This window comes from Streptomyces sp. NPDC024698 (assembly GCF_055559015.1).
Genome location: NZ_JBVHLK010000010.1, coordinates 112,398 through 128,457, shown reverse-complemented (window position 1 = coordinate 128,457; position 16,060 = coordinate 112,398). Strand labels below are relative to the sequence as shown.

General features: G+C 72.0%; 15 protein-coding genes. 11 read left to right on the top strand and 4 right to left on the bottom strand.

What is annotated here, in order from left to right; all coding sequences use genetic code 11:
* Positions 1-51 precede the first annotated feature (51 nt).
* The gene (locus ACZ4AA_RS23220) at positions 52-1,272 is read right to left on the bottom strand and encodes a PP2C family protein-serine/threonine phosphatase (RefSeq protein ID WP_467605674.1); all 1,221 of its coding nucleotides are present in this window, start codon (positions 1,270-1,272) and stop codon (positions 52-54) included.
* A 159-nt stretch (positions 1,273-1,431) separates the two neighbouring features.
* Between ACZ4AA_RS23220 and ACZ4AA_RS23215 the strand changes: the two genes are divergently transcribed.
* From ACZ4AA_RS23215 to ACZ4AA_RS23200, 4 genes are all read left to right on the top strand, one after another.
* Entirely contained in the window at positions 1,432-2,064 is a 633-nt protein-coding gene (locus tag ACZ4AA_RS23215; protein ID WP_467605670.1) for a TOPRIM nucleotidyl transferase/hydrolase domain-containing protein, read from the top strand.
* Positions 2,065-2,457: 393 nt separating this feature from the next.
* Positions 2,458-3,063, top strand: coding sequence for a hypothetical protein (locus ACZ4AA_RS23210; protein ID WP_467605667.1), 606 nt, complete (start codon positions 2,458-2,460; stop codon positions 3,061-3,063).
* 107 nt (positions 3,064-3,170) lie between these two features.
* Positions 3,171-3,707 carry a 2'-5' RNA ligase family protein gene (locus tag ACZ4AA_RS23205; RefSeq protein WP_467605664.1) on the top strand — a complete coding sequence of 179 codons (537 nt, stop codon included), beginning with the start codon at positions 3,171-3,173 and terminating at the stop codon, positions 3,705-3,707.
* Positions 3,708-3,994: 287 nt separating this feature from the next.
* On the top strand, positions 3,995-5,308 hold the full coding sequence (locus tag ACZ4AA_RS23200) for an MFS transporter (RefSeq protein ID WP_467605661.1): 1,314 nt from the start codon (positions 3,995-3,997) through the stop codon (positions 5,306-5,308).
* A 267-nt stretch (positions 5,309-5,575) separates the two neighbouring features.
* Here the strand turns inward: ACZ4AA_RS23200 and ACZ4AA_RS23195 are convergent, their stop codons facing one another.
* The gene (locus ACZ4AA_RS23195; protein WP_467605657.1) at positions 5,576-6,514 is read right to left on the bottom strand and encodes a virginiamycin B lyase family protein; all 939 of its coding nucleotides are present in this window, start codon (positions 6,512-6,514) and stop codon (positions 5,576-5,578) included.
* A gap of 294 nt (positions 6,515-6,808) precedes the next feature.
* Between ACZ4AA_RS23195 and ACZ4AA_RS23190 the strand changes: the two genes are divergently transcribed.
* Positions 6,809-7,066: a hypothetical protein gene (locus ACZ4AA_RS23190; protein ID WP_467605652.1), complete on the top strand. Its 258-nt coding sequence runs from the start codon at positions 6,809-6,811 to the stop codon at positions 7,064-7,066.
* A 164-nt stretch (positions 7,067-7,230) separates the two neighbouring features.
* Entirely contained in the window at positions 7,231-7,788 is a 558-nt protein-coding gene (locus tag ACZ4AA_RS23185) for a pyridoxamine 5'-phosphate oxidase family protein (protein WP_467605645.1), read from the top strand.
* A 29-nt stretch (positions 7,789-7,817) separates the two neighbouring features.
* On the opposite strand, the gene ACZ4AA_RS23180 is transcribed toward ACZ4AA_RS23185, so the two are convergent.
* A complete protein-coding gene (locus ACZ4AA_RS23180; protein WP_467605638.1) occupies positions 7,818-8,732 on the bottom strand; it encodes a helix-turn-helix domain-containing protein in 915 nt (304 codons plus the stop codon).
* 99 nt (positions 8,733-8,831) lie between these two features.
* Between ACZ4AA_RS23180 and ACZ4AA_RS23175 the strand changes: the two genes are divergently transcribed.
* Entirely contained in the window at positions 8,832-10,376 is a 1,545-nt protein-coding gene (locus tag ACZ4AA_RS23175; protein WP_467605634.1) for an alpha/beta fold hydrolase, read from the top strand.
* Between the two features lie 20 nt (positions 10,377-10,396).
* Here ACZ4AA_RS23175 and ACZ4AA_RS23170 read toward each other — a convergent pair whose 3' ends face one another.
* Positions 10,397-11,212, bottom strand: coding sequence for a DUF427 domain-containing protein (locus ACZ4AA_RS23170; protein ID WP_467605629.1), 816 nt, complete (start codon positions 11,210-11,212; stop codon positions 10,397-10,399).
* Between the two features lie 272 nt (positions 11,213-11,484).
* Between ACZ4AA_RS23170 and ACZ4AA_RS23165 the strand changes: the two genes are divergently transcribed.
* From ACZ4AA_RS23165 to ACZ4AA_RS23150, 4 genes are all read left to right on the top strand, one after another.
* On the top strand, positions 11,485-12,024 hold the full coding sequence (locus tag ACZ4AA_RS23165; RefSeq protein WP_467605623.1) for a toxin-antitoxin system, toxin component: 540 nt from the start codon (positions 11,485-11,487) through the stop codon (positions 12,022-12,024).
* Between the two features lie 4 nt (positions 12,025-12,028).
* Positions 12,029-13,240 carry an MAB_1171c family putative transporter gene (locus ACZ4AA_RS23160; RefSeq protein ID WP_467605620.1) on the top strand — a complete coding sequence of 404 codons (1,212 nt, stop codon included), beginning with the start codon at positions 12,029-12,031 and terminating at the stop codon, positions 13,238-13,240.
* 70 nt (positions 13,241-13,310) lie between these two features.
* Positions 13,311-14,546: an MAB_1171c family putative transporter gene (locus ACZ4AA_RS23155; protein WP_467605617.1), complete on the top strand. Its 1,236-nt coding sequence runs from the start codon at positions 13,311-13,313 to the stop codon at positions 14,544-14,546.
* 103 nt (positions 14,547-14,649) lie between these two features.
* Complete coding sequence (locus ACZ4AA_RS23150; protein ID WP_467605613.1) at positions 14,650-16,047, top strand: FAD-dependent oxidoreductase; 1,398 nt, start codon at positions 14,650-14,652, stop codon at positions 16,045-16,047.
* Positions 16,048-16,060: the final 13 nt, after the last annotated feature.

Here is a 16,060-nt window from a genome sequence, read left to right as displayed (position 1 = left end):
TCCGTGTCCCGTCCTCGAAGTCATCGCTGTCACGTATGTCTGTCACGCCCGTCAGCTCCAGCGCAGATGGAGCACGGCGACGTCGTCGGCCAGGCCGCCCTGCGTCTCGGCCAGCGCCTCGGCCCCGCCGATCAGTCCGTCGACGAACTCGGCCGGTGCCAGATCCGACAGTTCCCGGGCCATCGCCAGCAGCCCTTCCTCGCCCAGCCGCTCGGTGCCGCGGCCGACGCGCCCCTCGAAGAGCCCGTCGGTGAACAGCACCAGGGCCGCGCCCTCCGGGAGCGCCAGTTCCTCCACGGGCCAGCGCGCCCCGCCGGGAAGGATCCCGAGGGCGGGACCGCCCTCGACCTCCACCCACTCGACGCCGCCCGTTCCGCACAGCAGGACGCCGTGATGGCCTGCCCGCACCATGCGGACGTGTCGCCGGCCGGGACCGACGCTGAGGATGACCAGGGTGGCGAAGACTCCCACCTTTGCCCGCTCGGCCATGAGGATCTCCTCTAGCCGGCCCACCTGGTCGGCATCGGTGACACCGCTGAGGACCAGGGTGCGCCAGGCTATGCGCAGCGCCACCCCGAGAGCGGCCTCGTCCGGTCCGTGGCCGGAGACGTCTCCGATGAGGGCGTGCACGGTGCCGTCCGCGCTCTGCACGATGTCGTAGAAGTCACCGCCCAGCAGCGCGTGCGCGCGACCGGGGCGGTAGCGGGTCACGACCTCCACACCGTCCCCGCGCAGCAGGGGCCGCGGAAGCAGTCCCCGCTCCAGCCGGGCGTTCTCCTGAGCCTGCATCTGGCTCGCCTGCAAGGCCGCCGCGTCGCGTTCGGCCTGCTTGCGCTGGATCGCGTAGCGGACCGCCCGTCCGAACAGTTCCGGCTCGACCCGGCCCTTGACCAGGTAGTCCTGCGCGCCGGCCGCCACGGCCGCCAGACCGGTGCCCTCCTCCGCGAGTCCCGTGAGCACCACCACGGCGACGTGTTCGGCGCGCTCGCGCACCCTCGACACCGCCTCCAGGCCCTGCGCGTCCGGAAGGTGCAGGTCGAGGAGCACACAGTCCGGTACCTCGGCCGCGAGCACGTCGCAGGCCTCGGCCATCGAGCGTACCCAGCGCAGACGCATGCCGAGCGCGCTGTCGGCGACCATCTCCTCCACGAGCAACGCGTCGCCCGGGTCGTCCTCCACCAGCAGCACCGACGGCTCGTCCGTCCCCCAGGCCGCGGAGCGGTCCAGTTCGGGCGAAGCCACGTCGGTAGCCACGGGCTGCGACGTCATCATCGAATGAACCCCCACACCCGCCACCATTCCGCCGCTTCATGACGGACAACCCCGCGAGCATACTCACGCTCGCCGCGACGGATGCGAGGAGGACTTCCTGGTCGGCACACCGACGGAGATTCGTTACCGTGCGGAGCGGGGAGGGCTCAGACTCGGCGCATGACCGACATGGGGGCGTTCCGGGAGGCGGTGAGCGCCTGGGCGGCCGGAGGCTCGGGGGAGCTCGCGCGGGAGGCCGCCGCGGGGGTGTCCGTGAGGACGGTCGTCCTGGTCGAGGGGCCGAGCGATCTCGCGGCGGTCGAGGCGCTCGCCGAGAGCCGTGGCCGGGCCCTGGGGGCCGAGGGAGTCTGCGTCCTGGCGATGAACGGTGCGATGAGCGTCGGGCGCTACGCCCGCCTCCTCGGGCCGCGGGGCCTGGGCCTGCGGCTCACGGGACTGTGCGACGAGGCGGAGCGGGGCTACTACGCCCGGGCCTTGGAGCAGGACGGCCCGGCCGGGAACGTGGCGCGTCCGCCGAGGTTCTTCGTCTGCGCGGCCGATCTGGAGGACGAGCTCATCCGCGCGCTGGGCACGTCCCGGGTGGAGGAACTCGTCCAGGCCGAGGGTGACCTGCGCGCTCTGCGGACCTTCCTCCATCAGCCCGCACAGCGCGGCCGCTCCGCGCACCAGCAGTTGAGGCGTTTCCTCGGCACGAAGAAGGGCCGCAAGATCCGCTACGGCCGCGTTCTGGTCGAGGCTCTCGCACCCGACCGCGTACCCGCCCCGCTCGACGGTCTGCTCGCCGGGCTGTGACCGCCCCCTTCCCCCGTCCCCGAGCGGGGACGTGACCGCGCTGCCGGTCTTGGCGGGCGAGGGCGTCGCCCACGCTTCACGCACCACGCCATGCACGACTTCGCGAAAGGCGGGAAGTCGTACTGACGGAATGTCACCATTACCGAGAAGCCGTTCGCGCCCCCGCTCCGACCCTCGTCGACCTCTGCCCCGTCGGCCTCCGGCACAGCGCCACCGCTCGCTCGCGTCCCTTCTTCTTCGATTCAACTCACCGGCAGCGGTAATCCGTTACCCGCGACCCACCTCCACTCCCCCGTTCGCACACGACCGCCCGAGCCTCGGCGGCACGAGCCGCCGCACCTGCCGCGGCCGGCCCGCCCCGGTCCACGGCATCGCCGGAACAGGAGCACTCCCATGCGTCTTTACGCCCAGACTCCAGCGCGTCGGAGCCGTCAGGTGATCGCCGACCTGATCGGCGTGGTGCTGATCGCGGCCGCGGTGAAGTTCGCCCTGGTGGTCCACCACGCGATCATGCTGCTGGCCGGGCCGGGGCGCGAGGCCCGGAGCGCGGGCGACAGCCTCGCCGGCGGGCTCGACGACGCCGGGGACGCCGCTTCGAGGGTGCCGCTCGTCGGGAGCTCCCTGAAGAAGCCGCTGCGCTCCGCCGCCGACGCCGCCAACGGTCTCTCCGACGCGGGGCAGTCGCTGGAGAACCTGGTGGGCCGTGTGGCCCTGCTGGCCACGATCGCTCTGATCATCCTCTCCGTGGCGTTCGTCCTGCTGCTGTGGCTTCCGCCGCGTGTGCGCTGGATCCGGCGCAGCGCCACGACGCGCCACCTCCTGGACGCTCCCGGCGGCGCCGATCTGCTCGCCCTGCGCGCCCTGACCGGACCGCAGCGCGATCTCGCCGAGATCCCCACCCCGCCGGGCGGCCTTGCCGACGCCTGGCGGCGAGGAGATGAGCAGGTCATCGCGGACCTGTCCAGGCTGACCCTCAGGCAGGCAGGCCTGCGACCGTAGCGGGGACGGGGACGATGAACGCGGGCGAAGCGGGTGAAGCGGGTGAAGCCGAACGCCAGCCTTGAAAATCGGTCGCGGACCGCCTCCTCCGCGGATAGACAAGGGCGATGACAGGCAACGACTCCAGCACCGATCACGTAGCGCGTTCCGGACTGGTGGTGCGGGTTCCCGAGGCGCAGCCCGCTGTTCGCGCATGGCGGGACCGGCTGGACCCGTCCGTCCGGTCGGGCATGCCGGCGCATGTCACCGTGCTCTTCCCTTTCCTCCCCGAGAGCCGGCTCGACGGCGACACCTTGGCGGCCGTCGCCGAAGTGATCGGGCGTCACAAGCCGTTCGAAGCCCGGTTCGAGCGGTGCGGGCGGTTCCCGGGGATTCTGTATCTCGCCCCGGAGCCGGCCCCCTCGTTCCGCGCGCTCACCGAGTCCGTCGTGGACCGGTGGCCCGAAACCCCGCCGTTCGGCGGCGAGTTCGCCGAGATCGTGCCGCATCTGACCATCGCCCAAGGGCAGGACGACACCATGCTGGACGAGGCCGAGGCCGGCCTCCGGGACCGGCTCCCCGTCGTCTCCCGCGTGGCCTCGGTGGATCTCATGGTCCACGACGGAGCACGGTGGCGGCAGCGAGCGTCGTTCGCGCTCGGGTGATCCGGAAGAACCGACGGGCGGCAGGCGCGTCTCCTGAGAGCCGCCGCACGCAAACGGCCCTACGGCGGTGCGGGTCGGGTCGGGTCGGGTCGATGTGACGCGGGTCGCATGCCTTCGTGTCACAGCTCGGCAGGCTGCCTCGTCGCTGGGGTGTCCGTGGCGCGGGTGGTGTTCGCCTTCGGGTTCGACGAGATCGCCCCGGCGGTGCGACAAACGATTCGTGCGGGCCGGACCGTGCCGGATAGCCTGCGCGTCGTGAACCACCCCTGCGCGTCTTTCCGCCCCTCATGAGCCTGGCCCGAACGCTGATCGACGTCCGGCCGCTGCGTACGTCCCCTGTCTTCAGGCGTCTGCTGATCGGCCGGACACTGTCCGTGCTCGGCAGCTTCATGACCATGGTGACCGTCATGTACCAGGTCTGGGACATGACCCACAGCACGGTCTGGACCGGCGCGGTGGGGCTGGCGCAGGCCCTGCCGATGACGGTGTTCGGGCTGTTCGCCGGTTCCTGGGCGGACCGTGGCGACCGCCGGCGGATCTATCTGTCGGCCCAGGTCGGCCAGGCCGCCGTATCGTTGCTGCTCGCGGTGCAGGGTTTCACCGGGCATGTTCCGGTGGTGGGCGTGCTCGGCCTGGTCGCGATGCAGTCCTGTTGCGCGGCGGTCAGCGGACCGGCGGCCGGCGTGTTCGTTCCGCGGCTCCTGCCCACGGACCAGGTGGCGGCGGGGCTCGCGCTCCAGCAGGTCTTCTTCCAGGCCATGATGCTCACCGGTCCTGCGCTCGGCGGGATCCTGCTCGGCTGGGCCGGCACCGGCCCCTGCTACCTCGTCGACGCGCTGTCCTTCGGGCTCGCCTTCTACGGCGCCGTCGGGCTGCCCGCCCTGCCGCCCGCGGGTGAACCGTCCCGGGCCGGGGTGCACGGGGTGCTCGACGGCCTCCGTTTCCTGGCCGGGCACCGGGCGGTCCGCGGGGCCCTGATCACCGACCTGGCCGCCACCGTGCTCTCGATGCCGGTGAGCCTGTTCCCGCTGGTCAACGCCGAACGATTCGGCGACAGTCCGCGCACGCTCGGACTGTTCCTGTCCGTGCTCGCCGTCGGCGGCATCTCCGCTTCGGCGCTGTCCGGGGCGATCACGCGGCTCGGGCGACCCGGGCCGGTGATGCTGTGCGGGGCCGGATTGTGGGGCCTGGCTCTCGCCGCCTTCGGGATGGTGCGCGATCCATGGGTGGCGCTCGGGTTCCTGGTCGTCGCCGGGGCCGGTGACACGATCGCGGTGATCTCCCGCAGCACGATCGTCCAGACCCACACGCCGGACGCCCTGCTGGGCCGGGTCACGGCGGCCGAGCAGATCGTCGGCCAGGCCGGACCCAACCTCGGCAACCTGCGCGGTGGTCTCGTGGCCGGGTGGACCTCGGGGGCGATCGCCCTGGTCAGCGGCGGGCTCGCCTGCCTGCTCGCGGTCCTCTGGGTCGGCGCGAAGACCCCGGAACTGCGCGGAGCGACCATCCCCGGGCCCGGTACCGACGCACCGCCGCTCAAGCCCGGCACGGGCATCCCGTCGCCCGGCCCCGTGGAAGTCCCCGTACCGGACGGATCCTGAGGGCTCCGTACTGGTGCGCCGGCTACTGCCCGAACATCCCCGTCGTCATCGCCCGCGCCGTCAGCATCCTGCATGGACGAGGCGGGGAAAGGCCGCCTCGGCGGCGGGGCCGCTGTGGTGCCCTGCGCCCGGAGGTCCGAGGCGGCCGGGCCGAGCCGACGGTCACCGCCGGCCCTGCCCCGCGCCGCGGTCCTCCGCGTCACCCGTGCTTCGTCGTCACCTGTGCCGCGTCGTCACCCGTGCTGCCTCGTCATCTGTGCCGCCCTGTCACCCATGCTTCTTCTCGGCCGGCGGGAACGCGAGACCGGTCGGGGTGTTCAGGCCCGAAGCCGGAAGCGTGACCTGGCCACCGCCGGTCTCCGCGACCCGCACCACCCGGTTGTTGAAGCCGTCGGCCACGTAGAGGCCGCCGCGGCCGTCCAGGGCGAGGCCCAGCGGATCGCTCAGACCGGTGGTGGGCACCGTGCTCTGCCCGCCGCCCCGCGCGGACACCTTCACGACGCGGTTGTTGCCGCTGTCCGCGATGTACAGGTCCCCGCGGGCATTCAGGGCGATCCCGGTCGGCTGGGACAGGCCGACCGTGGGAACCGTGGTCTGACGTCCGCCGTTCGCGGCGATCTTGACCACGCGGTCGTTGACGAAGTCCGAGATGTACAGGTCCCCGTGGGCGCCCAGGGCCAGCCCCCACGGATGGAGCAGGCCGGTGGTGGGGACGGTCGTCTGGCCGCTGCCGTTGGAAGGGACCTTCACGACACGGTCGTTGAAGCTGTCCGCGATGAACAGGCCGCCGCGGGGGTCGACGGCGAGGCCCAGCGGGCGCGACAGGCCGACGGTGGGAACGGTGGTCTGCGCCCCTCCCCTCGCCTCCAGCTTCACGACCCTGTTGTTGCCGGTGTCGGAGACGAAGAGGTCACGGGCCGCGTCCCAGGCCAGGCCCGTCGGGCGGACCACACCGTCGAGGGGGACCGTCGTCTGGCCGTCACCGGCCCCCGGCAGCCTCACCACACGGTTGTTGCCGTAGTCCGACACGAACAGCGGGGGTCTGGCCGGTGCGGGACCGCTCTCCTGTGCCGCGCCCGCGGGCGCGGTGGGCAGCGCCCAGAGCACGATGACCCCCGTGACGGCCGCCAGCCGCCTGCCCCACCCCGCGCGGCCGTCGGCCGGTGCGGACCTGCGCGTTCGTGCTTCCGTCGTCCTGTGCTTCACGATCGGCCCATCTGTTCTCGACGGTCGGCGTGCGGCCGGACCGTCCGCGGAATCGACTGCCGCCGCCCGGGCGCGAAGCCTCTCCGGCAGCCGCGCCGCCGGTACGCCGGACGGCCGCCGTGAGGCGGGACGCCGTCGTGGTTCGGGCGGCCACCAGGTCGGCGGCATGATCGATGCCTTCCCCCATCGGACCGGGCGTCCCACCGCCGTCGCCCGCTCGGCCGACCCCCGGGGGCGGGGACGCGCCGTGCGCCTGCGGGACGGGCGTCGGGAGAGGCGCTTGAATACCGGAACGTGACTACCGAATCTGAGCGTTTCACCGTCCTGCTGGTCCCCGAGTTCGTCGAGAACAAGGACACCGTCTCCGCGCGGGAAGCGGCTGTGCGAACGGCCGTCGTCGAGGCGACCGGCGAGACCGGCGAAACGGGATACCCGCGCTACGCGGGCGACGGGATCGTGGCCGACATCGACCCGCGTACGCGCACCGTCGAAGCGCTCCTCGTCGACGGCGAGGAGCTGGACTACGGGCTCAGCGCCCTGGTCGCCGGCTGATGTGTCGGCGCGGGTCGAGCCGCGTCGGGACACGGGGGTGACCGGCCGGCACCGAGGTGGTGTCGGCGGCATGCACGAACCCGCCGCGGCGATGATTCCGGCGCCGACGGCCGGTCTCCATCAAGGACAGAGGTCGTTGTCACCAAGAGCGAGGGAGATCCGCCATGCCGACGCAGGAACCCGGGAAGGAACCCACGGCCGAGCTCGATGCCCGGTACAGCTCCGCACTCCGTCCGCGCCCGGGCGCCGCGGACGTCACCGCCACCGACTGGGCCGAGGCCCGGCGGCGGCTGGAGGCCGCCGAGATCTTCTGGCTGTCCACGGTGCGGCCCGACGGCCGGCTCCATGTCACTCCCCTGATCGCCGCCTGGCACGACGGGGTACTGTACTTCTCCACCGGTCCCGGCGAGCAGAAGGCGAGGAACCTCGCCCACGACGGCCACTGCGCGCTGACCACGGGCGGGAACTCGCTCACCGAGGGGCTCGACCTGGTGATCGAGGGCAGGGCGGAGCCGGTTTCCGACCCGGAGCGGGTGGAGGCGGTGATCGCGGCGTTCGAGGCGAAGTACGGAGCGCACATCACCTCGCCGGAGGGCACCTTCCACGGGATCGGGGACGCGTTCCGCACGGGGCGGGCGACGGTGTACGCGGTGTCCCCCGCCACGGCGTACGGATTCGGTCGTGACGACGGGGTCTACACCCACACGCGGTGGTCGTTCTGAGCGGCGAGGCTCGCGGGGCCCGCCCGGGGTCAGCCGGCCGTGCCCGTGAGCTGATCGTCCAGTGCGGAGCGCAGCCAGTCGTGGGTGACGCCCGGGGTGGGGTCCGGGGACGACGTGATCTCCGCGGTGAGATCCCAGTAGTGGTCGATACGGGGATCCGCGGCCAGTTGCCCGCTGAGCCCGCGCCGGAAGGCGGGAGTGTCCCGGGTGCCGCGTGAGCGGGCGTAGGCGGACACGAAGCAGTCGAGCGCCTCGCCCGCTCGCGGGGACCGGCCCGCGCGCAGGTGCGGTGACGCCAGCGCGTACGCCTCGACGAGACCGGCGTAGAGCAGGGCCGGGCTGCCCTCGCCGGGCCGGTGTGCCAGGGGTTGGCCGTTGCCCGTGCCGGGGCAGGGCGCGGTCACGAAGGCGTGCAGCCGGGTGAAGGCCAGCACCTGCGCCGGAGTCGGGTCGTCGGGAAGCTGCGGGACGGAGTGGTCGACGATCGCGGAGACGAGCCTGGCCGGGAGCCGCGGCGGCAGCCAGCGTCGCCAGAAGCGCGCCAGCGGCGCGGTGCTCGGCGGGACGGACACGGCGCCGATCAGCCGCAGCCGGGCGGCGCGTTCCTCGGGGGCGCAGTCCTGGAGCAGGCGCAGGGCCGCCTCCTGCCAGCGCAGGGCGGTGAGCCGCGAGCCGATCTCCCGGAGCCGGCCCGCGACGACGTCCTCCAGGGTGTCGTCCCGGTCGAGGACCCGTTCCACGTCGGGAACCGGTAGGTCGAGGGTGCGCAGCGAGCGGATCGTGTGCAGCCGGTCGAGGGCGTCGGGACCGTAGCGGCGATGGCCGCCGGTGCTGCGGGCCGCTTCGGGCAGCAGGCCCCGGTCCGAGTAGAAGCGGACGGTCTTGACGGTGACGCCGGCGCGCTCGGCGAGCTCTCCGATGCTCCAAAGGCTGTCGGGGGACACGGACTTGAACCTCCCTCAGGGGGAGTTCCTACCGTACCGGCGAGCGCGGGGCGCCGGTACGGCCGGGCCCCGTGGACAACGGCGTACGAGGAGACTGTGATGACGGCGTTCATCCTGGTGGCGGGTGCTCACACCGGAGGCTGGATCTGGGAGGAAGTGGCCACCCGACTGCGGGAGTCGGGGGCGCTGGTGTTTCCGGTGACGCTCACCGGCATGGGCGAGCACGGCGGTCCGGCCGGCCCCGGCACGGACCTGGAGACGCACATCAACGACGTGCTGCGGTTGATCGACGGCACGGACGCGGCGGAGGTGGTCCTGGTGGGGCACTGCTACGGCATCCATCCGGTGCTCGGCGCGGCCGACCGGCGTCCCGAACGGATCGCGCGGATCGTGCACCTGGACGCGGGCATGCCCCGACACGGCGACCGGGCACTGACGTTGGTGCCGGACGAGGCGGTACGCGAGCGGCTGTCGGAGCGGTTCGACGCGGACGAGGACGACTGGCTGGTCCCTCCGCCCGCGGTCGAGGACTGGGAGTGCTGGGGCAGCGTCGCCGGTTTGGACCCGTCGGCGCTGACGCGGCTGGCGGAGAACGCCGTCCCCCAGCCCGTGGGCACGCTCACGCAGCCGCTGCGTCTGACGGGAGCGGTCTCCGCGCTGCCGTCGACCGGTGTGCTGTGCACCGGCAACGGCTCCAGCATCGCGATGGTCGAGGGCCTGGTGGGGTTGGGGGATCCCCGGTTCCAAGCGCTCACCGAGCCCGGGGTGACGTTCTTCGAACTCGACACCGGACACTGGCCGATGCTCTCCCGCGCGGACGAGGTGGCCGCGACGCTGCTCCGGGCCGCCGCCGGGGAGGGCCACCGGGTGACCGGTCAGGGGAGCCGGCTTCCCGGTCATCTGGGCCCGTTCCTGCTGGACGTGCCGCGGCGGCGCCGCGAGCGGACCGGACGGATCGATCTCCACTTCCCCGGCGACCTCTCCGGTGACCTCGGTGCCGGGCTCCCGGCGGGTGAAGACCCGTGGCCTGCCGTGGTGTTCGTCCACGGTGGTCCCGTGCACCCCGAGGTGCGGCCGACTCCACGGGACTGGCCGGGGTTCGTCGGCTACGCACGTGCCGTTGCGGACATGGGGGCGGTCGGTGTCACGCTGGACCACCGCCTGCACGATCTCGCCGACTACGGACGAGCCGCCGAGGACATCGCCGAGGCGGTCGGCCTGGTACGGGCCGACCCTCGTGTGGACGCCGGCCGCGTGGCGCTGTGGTTCTTCTCCGCCGGCGGACTGCTGTCGGCGGACTGGCTCGCGGCACCGCCGCCGTGGCTGCGCTGTGTGGCGGCGACCTATCCGGTCCTCGCGCCGATGCCGAACTGGGGCCTTGTCGATTCCCGCTTCCGTCCGGCGGCCGCGGTACGGGGCGCGCGGGGCCTGCCGGTCGTGCTGACCCGGGTGGAGCGGGAGCGCGCCGAGATCGCGGCGACGGTCGAGGAGTTCCTGGCCGCCGCGAAGGAGTGCGCCGCCGAGGTCGAGGTGATCGACGTACCGGGCGGCCGCCACGGTTTCGAGACGACCGACCGTTCCGAGCCGGCGCGCCGTGCCGTGGAACACGCGCTGCGGTCCGTGCTCGGGCACCTGCGGGCCTGATCACGGCCGCCGTGGCTCCGTCACCTCGGCGCGTGTCGCCCGAGTGCCCGGGTGAACGGGGTGACGGGGCGCTCCTGGGCCTCGCCGTCCACGGTGATGTCCACGGCCTCGTTGTAGAAGGCCAGGAGGTCCTTGATCGGGCCCACCGCGGGCAGGGGGTCCGGGTAGCTCCAGAGGATGTTCGGCGGGACGGGGGCCCCGCCCCGCCACGACCAGTAGGCGGCCGTGCCTTTGTAGGGGCAGCCGGTGTGGTTGGTGGTGGGGACGAACAGGTCCAGGCGGACGTCCTCGCGCGGGATGTAGAACCGCGTCGGCAGGGACGTCTCGAAGAGGAGGACCGGGCGGACGGTGTCGGCGACGAGCGAGCCGTCGATCTCGACCCTGACATGGCGGCTGCTCGCGATGGCGTCCACCCGTTTGTGCGGGTCGCGGGGGTGGATGAAGATCTCTTCCTCCTCCTCGAACCAGTGGTCGAGACCTCGGCGGACGCGTCCGAACCACTCGAAGGCGATGTGTCCGGCCAGGTCGGGGGCGGGGAACGTCCAGGCCGCGTTCTCCAGGAGCTCGCCGCCCAGCTGGAGGTCGTAGAAGATCCGCGATCCGGTGTGCGTGCCCGTCGCGGGGTTCTTCGCGGGGCGGAGCAGGTCCTCGCGGACGTCCTCGCGCGGGAAGGCGTACAGCGGCACCGGTACGTCCGGCTCCCACACGAGCACGGGGTGCCTGCTGTCCACGACGGTCACCTCGCCGCGGCGGCCGCGCACCCAGCGTGCACCGGGTTCCCACAGGAGACCCTCCGGGGTGGTCCGGACGGCTCCGGCGGTGGGGAAGGTGGTCATGACCGGTTCTCCTTCGACGGCTGTATCCAGTCATCCGGCCCGGCGTTCACGGGTCTGCTTTTATCAGCCTAGTTCAGCATGATGTGCCCCATCCCGATATGACCCCCGGATGGTTGACCGTGCACAGCAAGCGCGGGTTTGGCATATTTGCGTACGGGGCTGACCATGTCGCCGTCCCGGAGCGGTGCCGACCCGCGCAGAGCGAAGAACGCCGACACGAAGCCGCAGGCTTCTCGCACTTCTTGGGGAGAACAGTGCGCAAGGTAAGGGTCATGCGTCGTCTCGTCGACGAGCTGGTCGCCGGTGTCGAACTGCCGGTCCCCTCGGAGCCCGAAGCCCTGTTCGACGCCCTGATCCGCCTGGTCGGCGCGAGGACGGGACGTGAACTCATCGTCCTGCGCAAGGAGTTCCCGCACCGGACGGCCAGTGGTCTCTGGCTCGATCTGCCCGACCGCGACATCATCGTGATCGACGAGCGGGCGACCCCGCTCCATCAGCTGGCGATCTTCTTCCACGAGGTCTGGCATCTGCTCGACGGCGCCTGCGGCCACCACGCCCTCGGCGAGTCCGTGGCGAACCGCGTGCTGGCCACCCGTCCGGATCTGCCCGCGCTGGACGAGACCGTGCGCCGGGTGGCCGCGCGCACCGAGTTCAAGCACAACGAGGAGAAGGCCGCCGAGATGTTCGGGCTGCTGGCGGCCACGCGGTTCCGCGTCTGGCTGGAGAGCGAGCCCGGCAGCGTCCCGACGGGGCGTGGCGACATCGCCGGACGCATCAACGCGTCACTGGGAAACCGTCGCCGGCAGGTCTGAAGCCGTGAACTCCTTCGACTACTACATACCCGCCGCCGCTCTGTGGATCTGCTTCGCCGTGAAGGTTCCTGATCTGCGCAGGGCGTGGCGTGACCCGCTCGTCCGGTCGGTCTGCGTCGTCATCGCGGTGGGAGGCGCGGGATTCTTCTTCGCGGCTCCCCCGACGATCGCCGCCGTGAACAGGGTCAGCGGGGTCCCGAACGCCTCCAGTCTGCTCGTGTACATCATCATCAGTGGCTTCAGCGCCTCCTGCCTGCTGCTGATCGTGCACTGGCGCGGCGGCTCAACCGAGCACGTACGGCGGGTCTCGCGGTACTGGCTCCTCGGATACACGCTGATCATCGCCGTGCTGGTCGCCCTGTTCGGCCTGGGTGACGCTCCGGTGGAACGCCGTACCGACTTCGACACCTACTACGCGTCGGTGCCGTACATCGGCGAGATGATCATGTTGTATCTGCTGGCGCACATGACCGCCGCTCTCGTCACGACCATGATGTGCTGGCGCTGGGCGCTCCAGGTCCGCGGCTGGCTGCGCGCCGGCCTGTGGATCCTGTGTGTGGGCTGGCTGCTTAACCTCTCCTTCAGCAGCCTCAAACTGGCCGCGGTGGCCGCGCACAGGACCGGCCGGGACTGGGACGTGCTGAGCACCACCTTCTCTCCCCTGTTCTCGGCCGTGGCCGCCCCCTTCGCCATCGTCGGATTCCTGCTGCCCCTGGTGGGGCCCTGGGCGGTCACCACCGTGCGGACCCTCGCCGCCTACGTACGGCTCGGTCCGCTGTGGGACGAACTCAGTGGCGCCAGCCCCGGCACCGCGCTGGCCACGCCCATCCGCTGGCACGCCTCGCCCCAGGTCCATCTGACCCGACGCGAGGCGGGCATCCAGGACGGGCTGAGTCTCGTGCGTCCGCAGCTCGACGACGATGTCCGCGCACGTGCGCAGTCGGCCGCCGAAGCCGCCGGCAGCTCCCGCAGGGAAGCCGTTCTCATCGGTCAGGCGGCGATGATCCGCGCGGCCTCGCAGGCCACGCTCCAGGGCCTCGCCCCGGCACCGCGCGTTCCCGGGGACTCCGCCGTCCCGACCGCGCGTGCCGCTCTCGTGGGGGTCTCTCGTGCTCTGCGCGGCTCGCCGGTCGTGGCCGCGGTCCGCACGGATTCGGCGGTGTCGTCCCGTCCGACCGTCCACCACGTCGAGGATGGCGAGAAATCATCCACATGAGTTCATCCGCCGACTCAGCCCCGGGGGTCACCCGGACCCCCGTGGACTCCACCCGGAAGGGCCGTGGGCGATGACCGGCAGCGGTTTGGTGTTCTACGTCCCCGGCGCGGTCCTGCTGATCGCCGTCGCGGTCAAAGTCCCCTCGCTGAAGGCGACATGGCGCGACCCCGTGATCATGCCCAGCAGTGCGATCCTGCTGATCGGCTCCGTCGTCTGCGTGCTCTCGGCACCCCCGACGATCGCCGCGGTCAACGCGTACACCGGGGTCTCCAACTTCTCCGGGCCGCTGGTGTACTGCGGGATGTCCGCCCTCAGTGCCGCGTACCTCGTCCTGATGATCGCATGGCGGGGCGGGCCCCTGCCCGGAGTCAAGCGGCGGATGCTCCTCGTCGTGGCCCTCTACACGCTGGTGATCATCGGGATCGTCGTGCTCTTCGGGCTGGCCGACGCGCCCGTCGAACGGACCCGGGACCTGGACACGTACTACGCCAACACGCCGTACATGCGCGAAATGATCCTGCTGTACCTGGCGTTCCACACCCTCGCCACCGTCATCCTGACCGGCATGTGCCTGGGCTGGCTCCGGATGGTCACCGGAATCACCCGCACCGGTCTGGCCCTGATCGTCGTCGGCAGTTGCTTCGACCTGTCCTACCAAGCGGTGAAGTACACCTCCATCGGGGCCCGTTGGACCGGCCGCGACTGGGACTACCTCAGCACCGACGTGTCGCCGCCCCTGGTCGCGCTCGCCGGTGTCCTGGTCGCCACCGGCTTCGCGCTGCCGCGCCTCGGACCGCCTCTGGCGGACAACGCGCGCGCCTGGAACCGCTACCGGCTCCAGAAGCCGCTCTGGGCGGAACTGCGCGAGCTGCGCGGTTCCGTGACGGCGGAGTTCCGCTGGTGGACCTCGCCCGTGGTCCGGCTGACGCAGCAGGAGATCACGATCCTGGACGGCGTCCTGGCGTGCGGCCCCTACCTGGACAGGGAGATCCGTGACGCGGCCTACGCCGAGGCGCTTCGCCAGTCGGCCGCACCCCCGAAGTCCGGCCCCGGGCGGCTGACCGTACTGGAGGACGCGAGGGTCGTGGCGGACGCCGCCATGCTGGCCGCCGCCCGCGTCCATGTGATGGATCGTCATATCGCTTACAGCACAGCCGAGGTGAGCCTGCTCGAAACCGTGGAGAGACCCCACACGAGGGTCATGCTGGCCCGGGCCATCGAGACCTCGCCCATCGTCGCGGCAGCCCGAAGGCGAGCGGCCCTTCAAGGCGTGGACCGAGAGCGATCCCAACCGCCCTGGTCGTAAAGGTACGTTGTCCCCCCGCAGTTCCAACTCCGGTGCTACTGACAGCGACTGCCTGTCAGGAGCCTTCATCGCCGGACGGCCGCAAGAGAGGGTGCTTCCGCCCATGCCCGAGAGAACGTCCGGTCCTCGGCCTGCCGCTCTCGTGATCGGAGGAGGTATGACCGGCATGCTCGCGGCGGCCGTACTCTCCGACCACGCGGACGTCACGGTCATCGAGTCCGACGTCCTGCCCCGACTGCCCGGCCCCCGCAAGGGACTTCCTCAGGCCCGCCACGCCCATCTGCTGTGGTCGGGCGGGGTGCGGGCGCTGGAGGACCTGCTGCCCGGCATCACGGAGCAGCTGGTCGCGCGCGGTGCCCGTCGCGTGCCGATCATGTCGGGCATGGTCAGCAAGGCACCCTCGGGGCAGTGGTTCAGACGGTTCGAGAACGCCCACCACGTCAACCTCGTGTGCAGCCGCGACCTGCTCGACGCGACGATCCGCGCCGAAGTCCTGCGGCGGCCCCGCGTGGGCGTGCGCGAGCGGACCGAACTCCTCGCCCTCGAAGGCGACGCCGGCCGCGTGACCGGAGTTCGCGTACGCGGGGCCGAGGGAGCGGGGACCCTCTCGGCCGACCTCGTCATCGACGCCACCGGACGCGCGAGCCGGACACCGGTCTGGCTGACCGGTCTCGGCCTGCCGCCGGTGCCGGAGAAGGTCGTCGACGCCGGTGTCGGCTACGCGAGCCGGATCTACCGAGCCCCCGCCGCCGCGGGCGAGGACTTCCCCATCGTCAACGTGCAGGCGGACCCCACGCGGCCGCCGGGCAGGGGCGGCATCATCCTCCCCATCGAGGAGGGCCGGTGGCTCGTCACCCTCTCCGGCACCAGGGGAGGCCGACCCGGCCGCGACGAAACCGAGTTCGTGGCCTTCGCCCGCTCGCTCCCCCATCCCGTCATCGGGGACCTCCTCGCCAGGGCGGAGCCGCTCACCGACGTCGTCACCACCCGCAGCACGGCCAACAAGCGGCGCTACTACGAGAAGGCGCCCCGTTGGCCGGCCGGCTTCGCCGTTCTGGGGGACGCCGTCGCCGGATACAACCCGGTGTACGGACACGGTCTGACGGCCGCCGCGCAGAGCGTCCTGGAACTCAGGAAGGTGCTCGCGAGGCACGACATCGGCTCCCCGGAGACGGCCGGGCTCGTCCAGCGCCGCGCGGCACGCCCCGTGGGGCAGGCCTGGGATCTCGCCGTGGGCCAGGACGCCCTCTACCCGGGCGCCACGGACGAGGCGCCGAGCAGACTGGAACGGGCCGCCGCCCGGTACATCGACCGCGCCGTCGACGCCGGAGCGCGCAACCCCCACGCCCTGCGAGTCCTCCTGGACGTCATGAGCATGCAGCGGCCGCCGGCCCGGCTCCTCGCGCCCGACATGCTCTTCCGTGTCTTCCTCGGCCGGAAGGAGCCCCTTCTGGACGGCCCCCCGCTGACGGAGGACGAACGGAAGGCCGCGGGCCTCTGAGCCGACGCGCGCG

Bases quoted from the DNA above. Each gene is read 5' to 3' on its own strand.
- ACZ4AA_RS23150 (WP_467605613.1), top strand. From the start codon at position 14,650: ATGCCCGAGAGAACGTCCGGTCCTCGGCCTGCCGCTCTCGTGATCGGA.
- ACZ4AA_RS23170 (WP_467605629.1), bottom strand. From the start codon at position 11,212: ATGACCACCTTCCCCACCGCCGGAGCCGTCCGGACCACCCCGGAGGGT.
- ACZ4AA_RS23205 (WP_467605664.1), top strand. From the start codon at position 3,171: ATGACAGGCAACGACTCCAGCACCGATCACGTAGCGCGTTCCGGACTG.
- ACZ4AA_RS23220 (WP_467605674.1), bottom strand. From the start codon at position 1,272: ATGATGACGTCGCAGCCCGTGGCTACCGACGTGGCTTCGCCCGAACTG.
- ACZ4AA_RS23215 (WP_467605670.1), top strand. From the start codon at position 1,432: ATGACCGACATGGGGGCGTTCCGGGAGGCGGTGAGCGCCTGGGCGGCC.
- ACZ4AA_RS23210 (WP_467605667.1), top strand. From the start codon at position 2,458: ATGCGTCTTTACGCCCAGACTCCAGCGCGTCGGAGCCGTCAGGTGATC.
- ACZ4AA_RS23155 (WP_467605617.1), top strand. From the start codon at position 13,311: ATGACCGGCAGCGGTTTGGTGTTCTACGTCCCCGGCGCGGTCCTGCTG.
- ACZ4AA_RS23165 (WP_467605623.1), top strand. From the start codon at position 11,485: ATGCGTCGTCTCGTCGACGAGCTGGTCGCCGGTGTCGAACTGCCGGTC.
- ACZ4AA_RS23200 (WP_467605661.1), top strand. From the start codon at position 3,995: ATGAGCCTGGCCCGAACGCTGATCGACGTCCGGCCGCTGCGTACGTCC.
- ACZ4AA_RS23175 (WP_467605634.1), top strand. From the start codon at position 8,832: ATGACGGCGTTCATCCTGGTGGCGGGTGCTCACACCGGAGGCTGGATC.
- ACZ4AA_RS23185 (WP_467605645.1), top strand. From the start codon at position 7,231: ATGCCGACGCAGGAACCCGGGAAGGAACCCACGGCCGAGCTCGATGCC.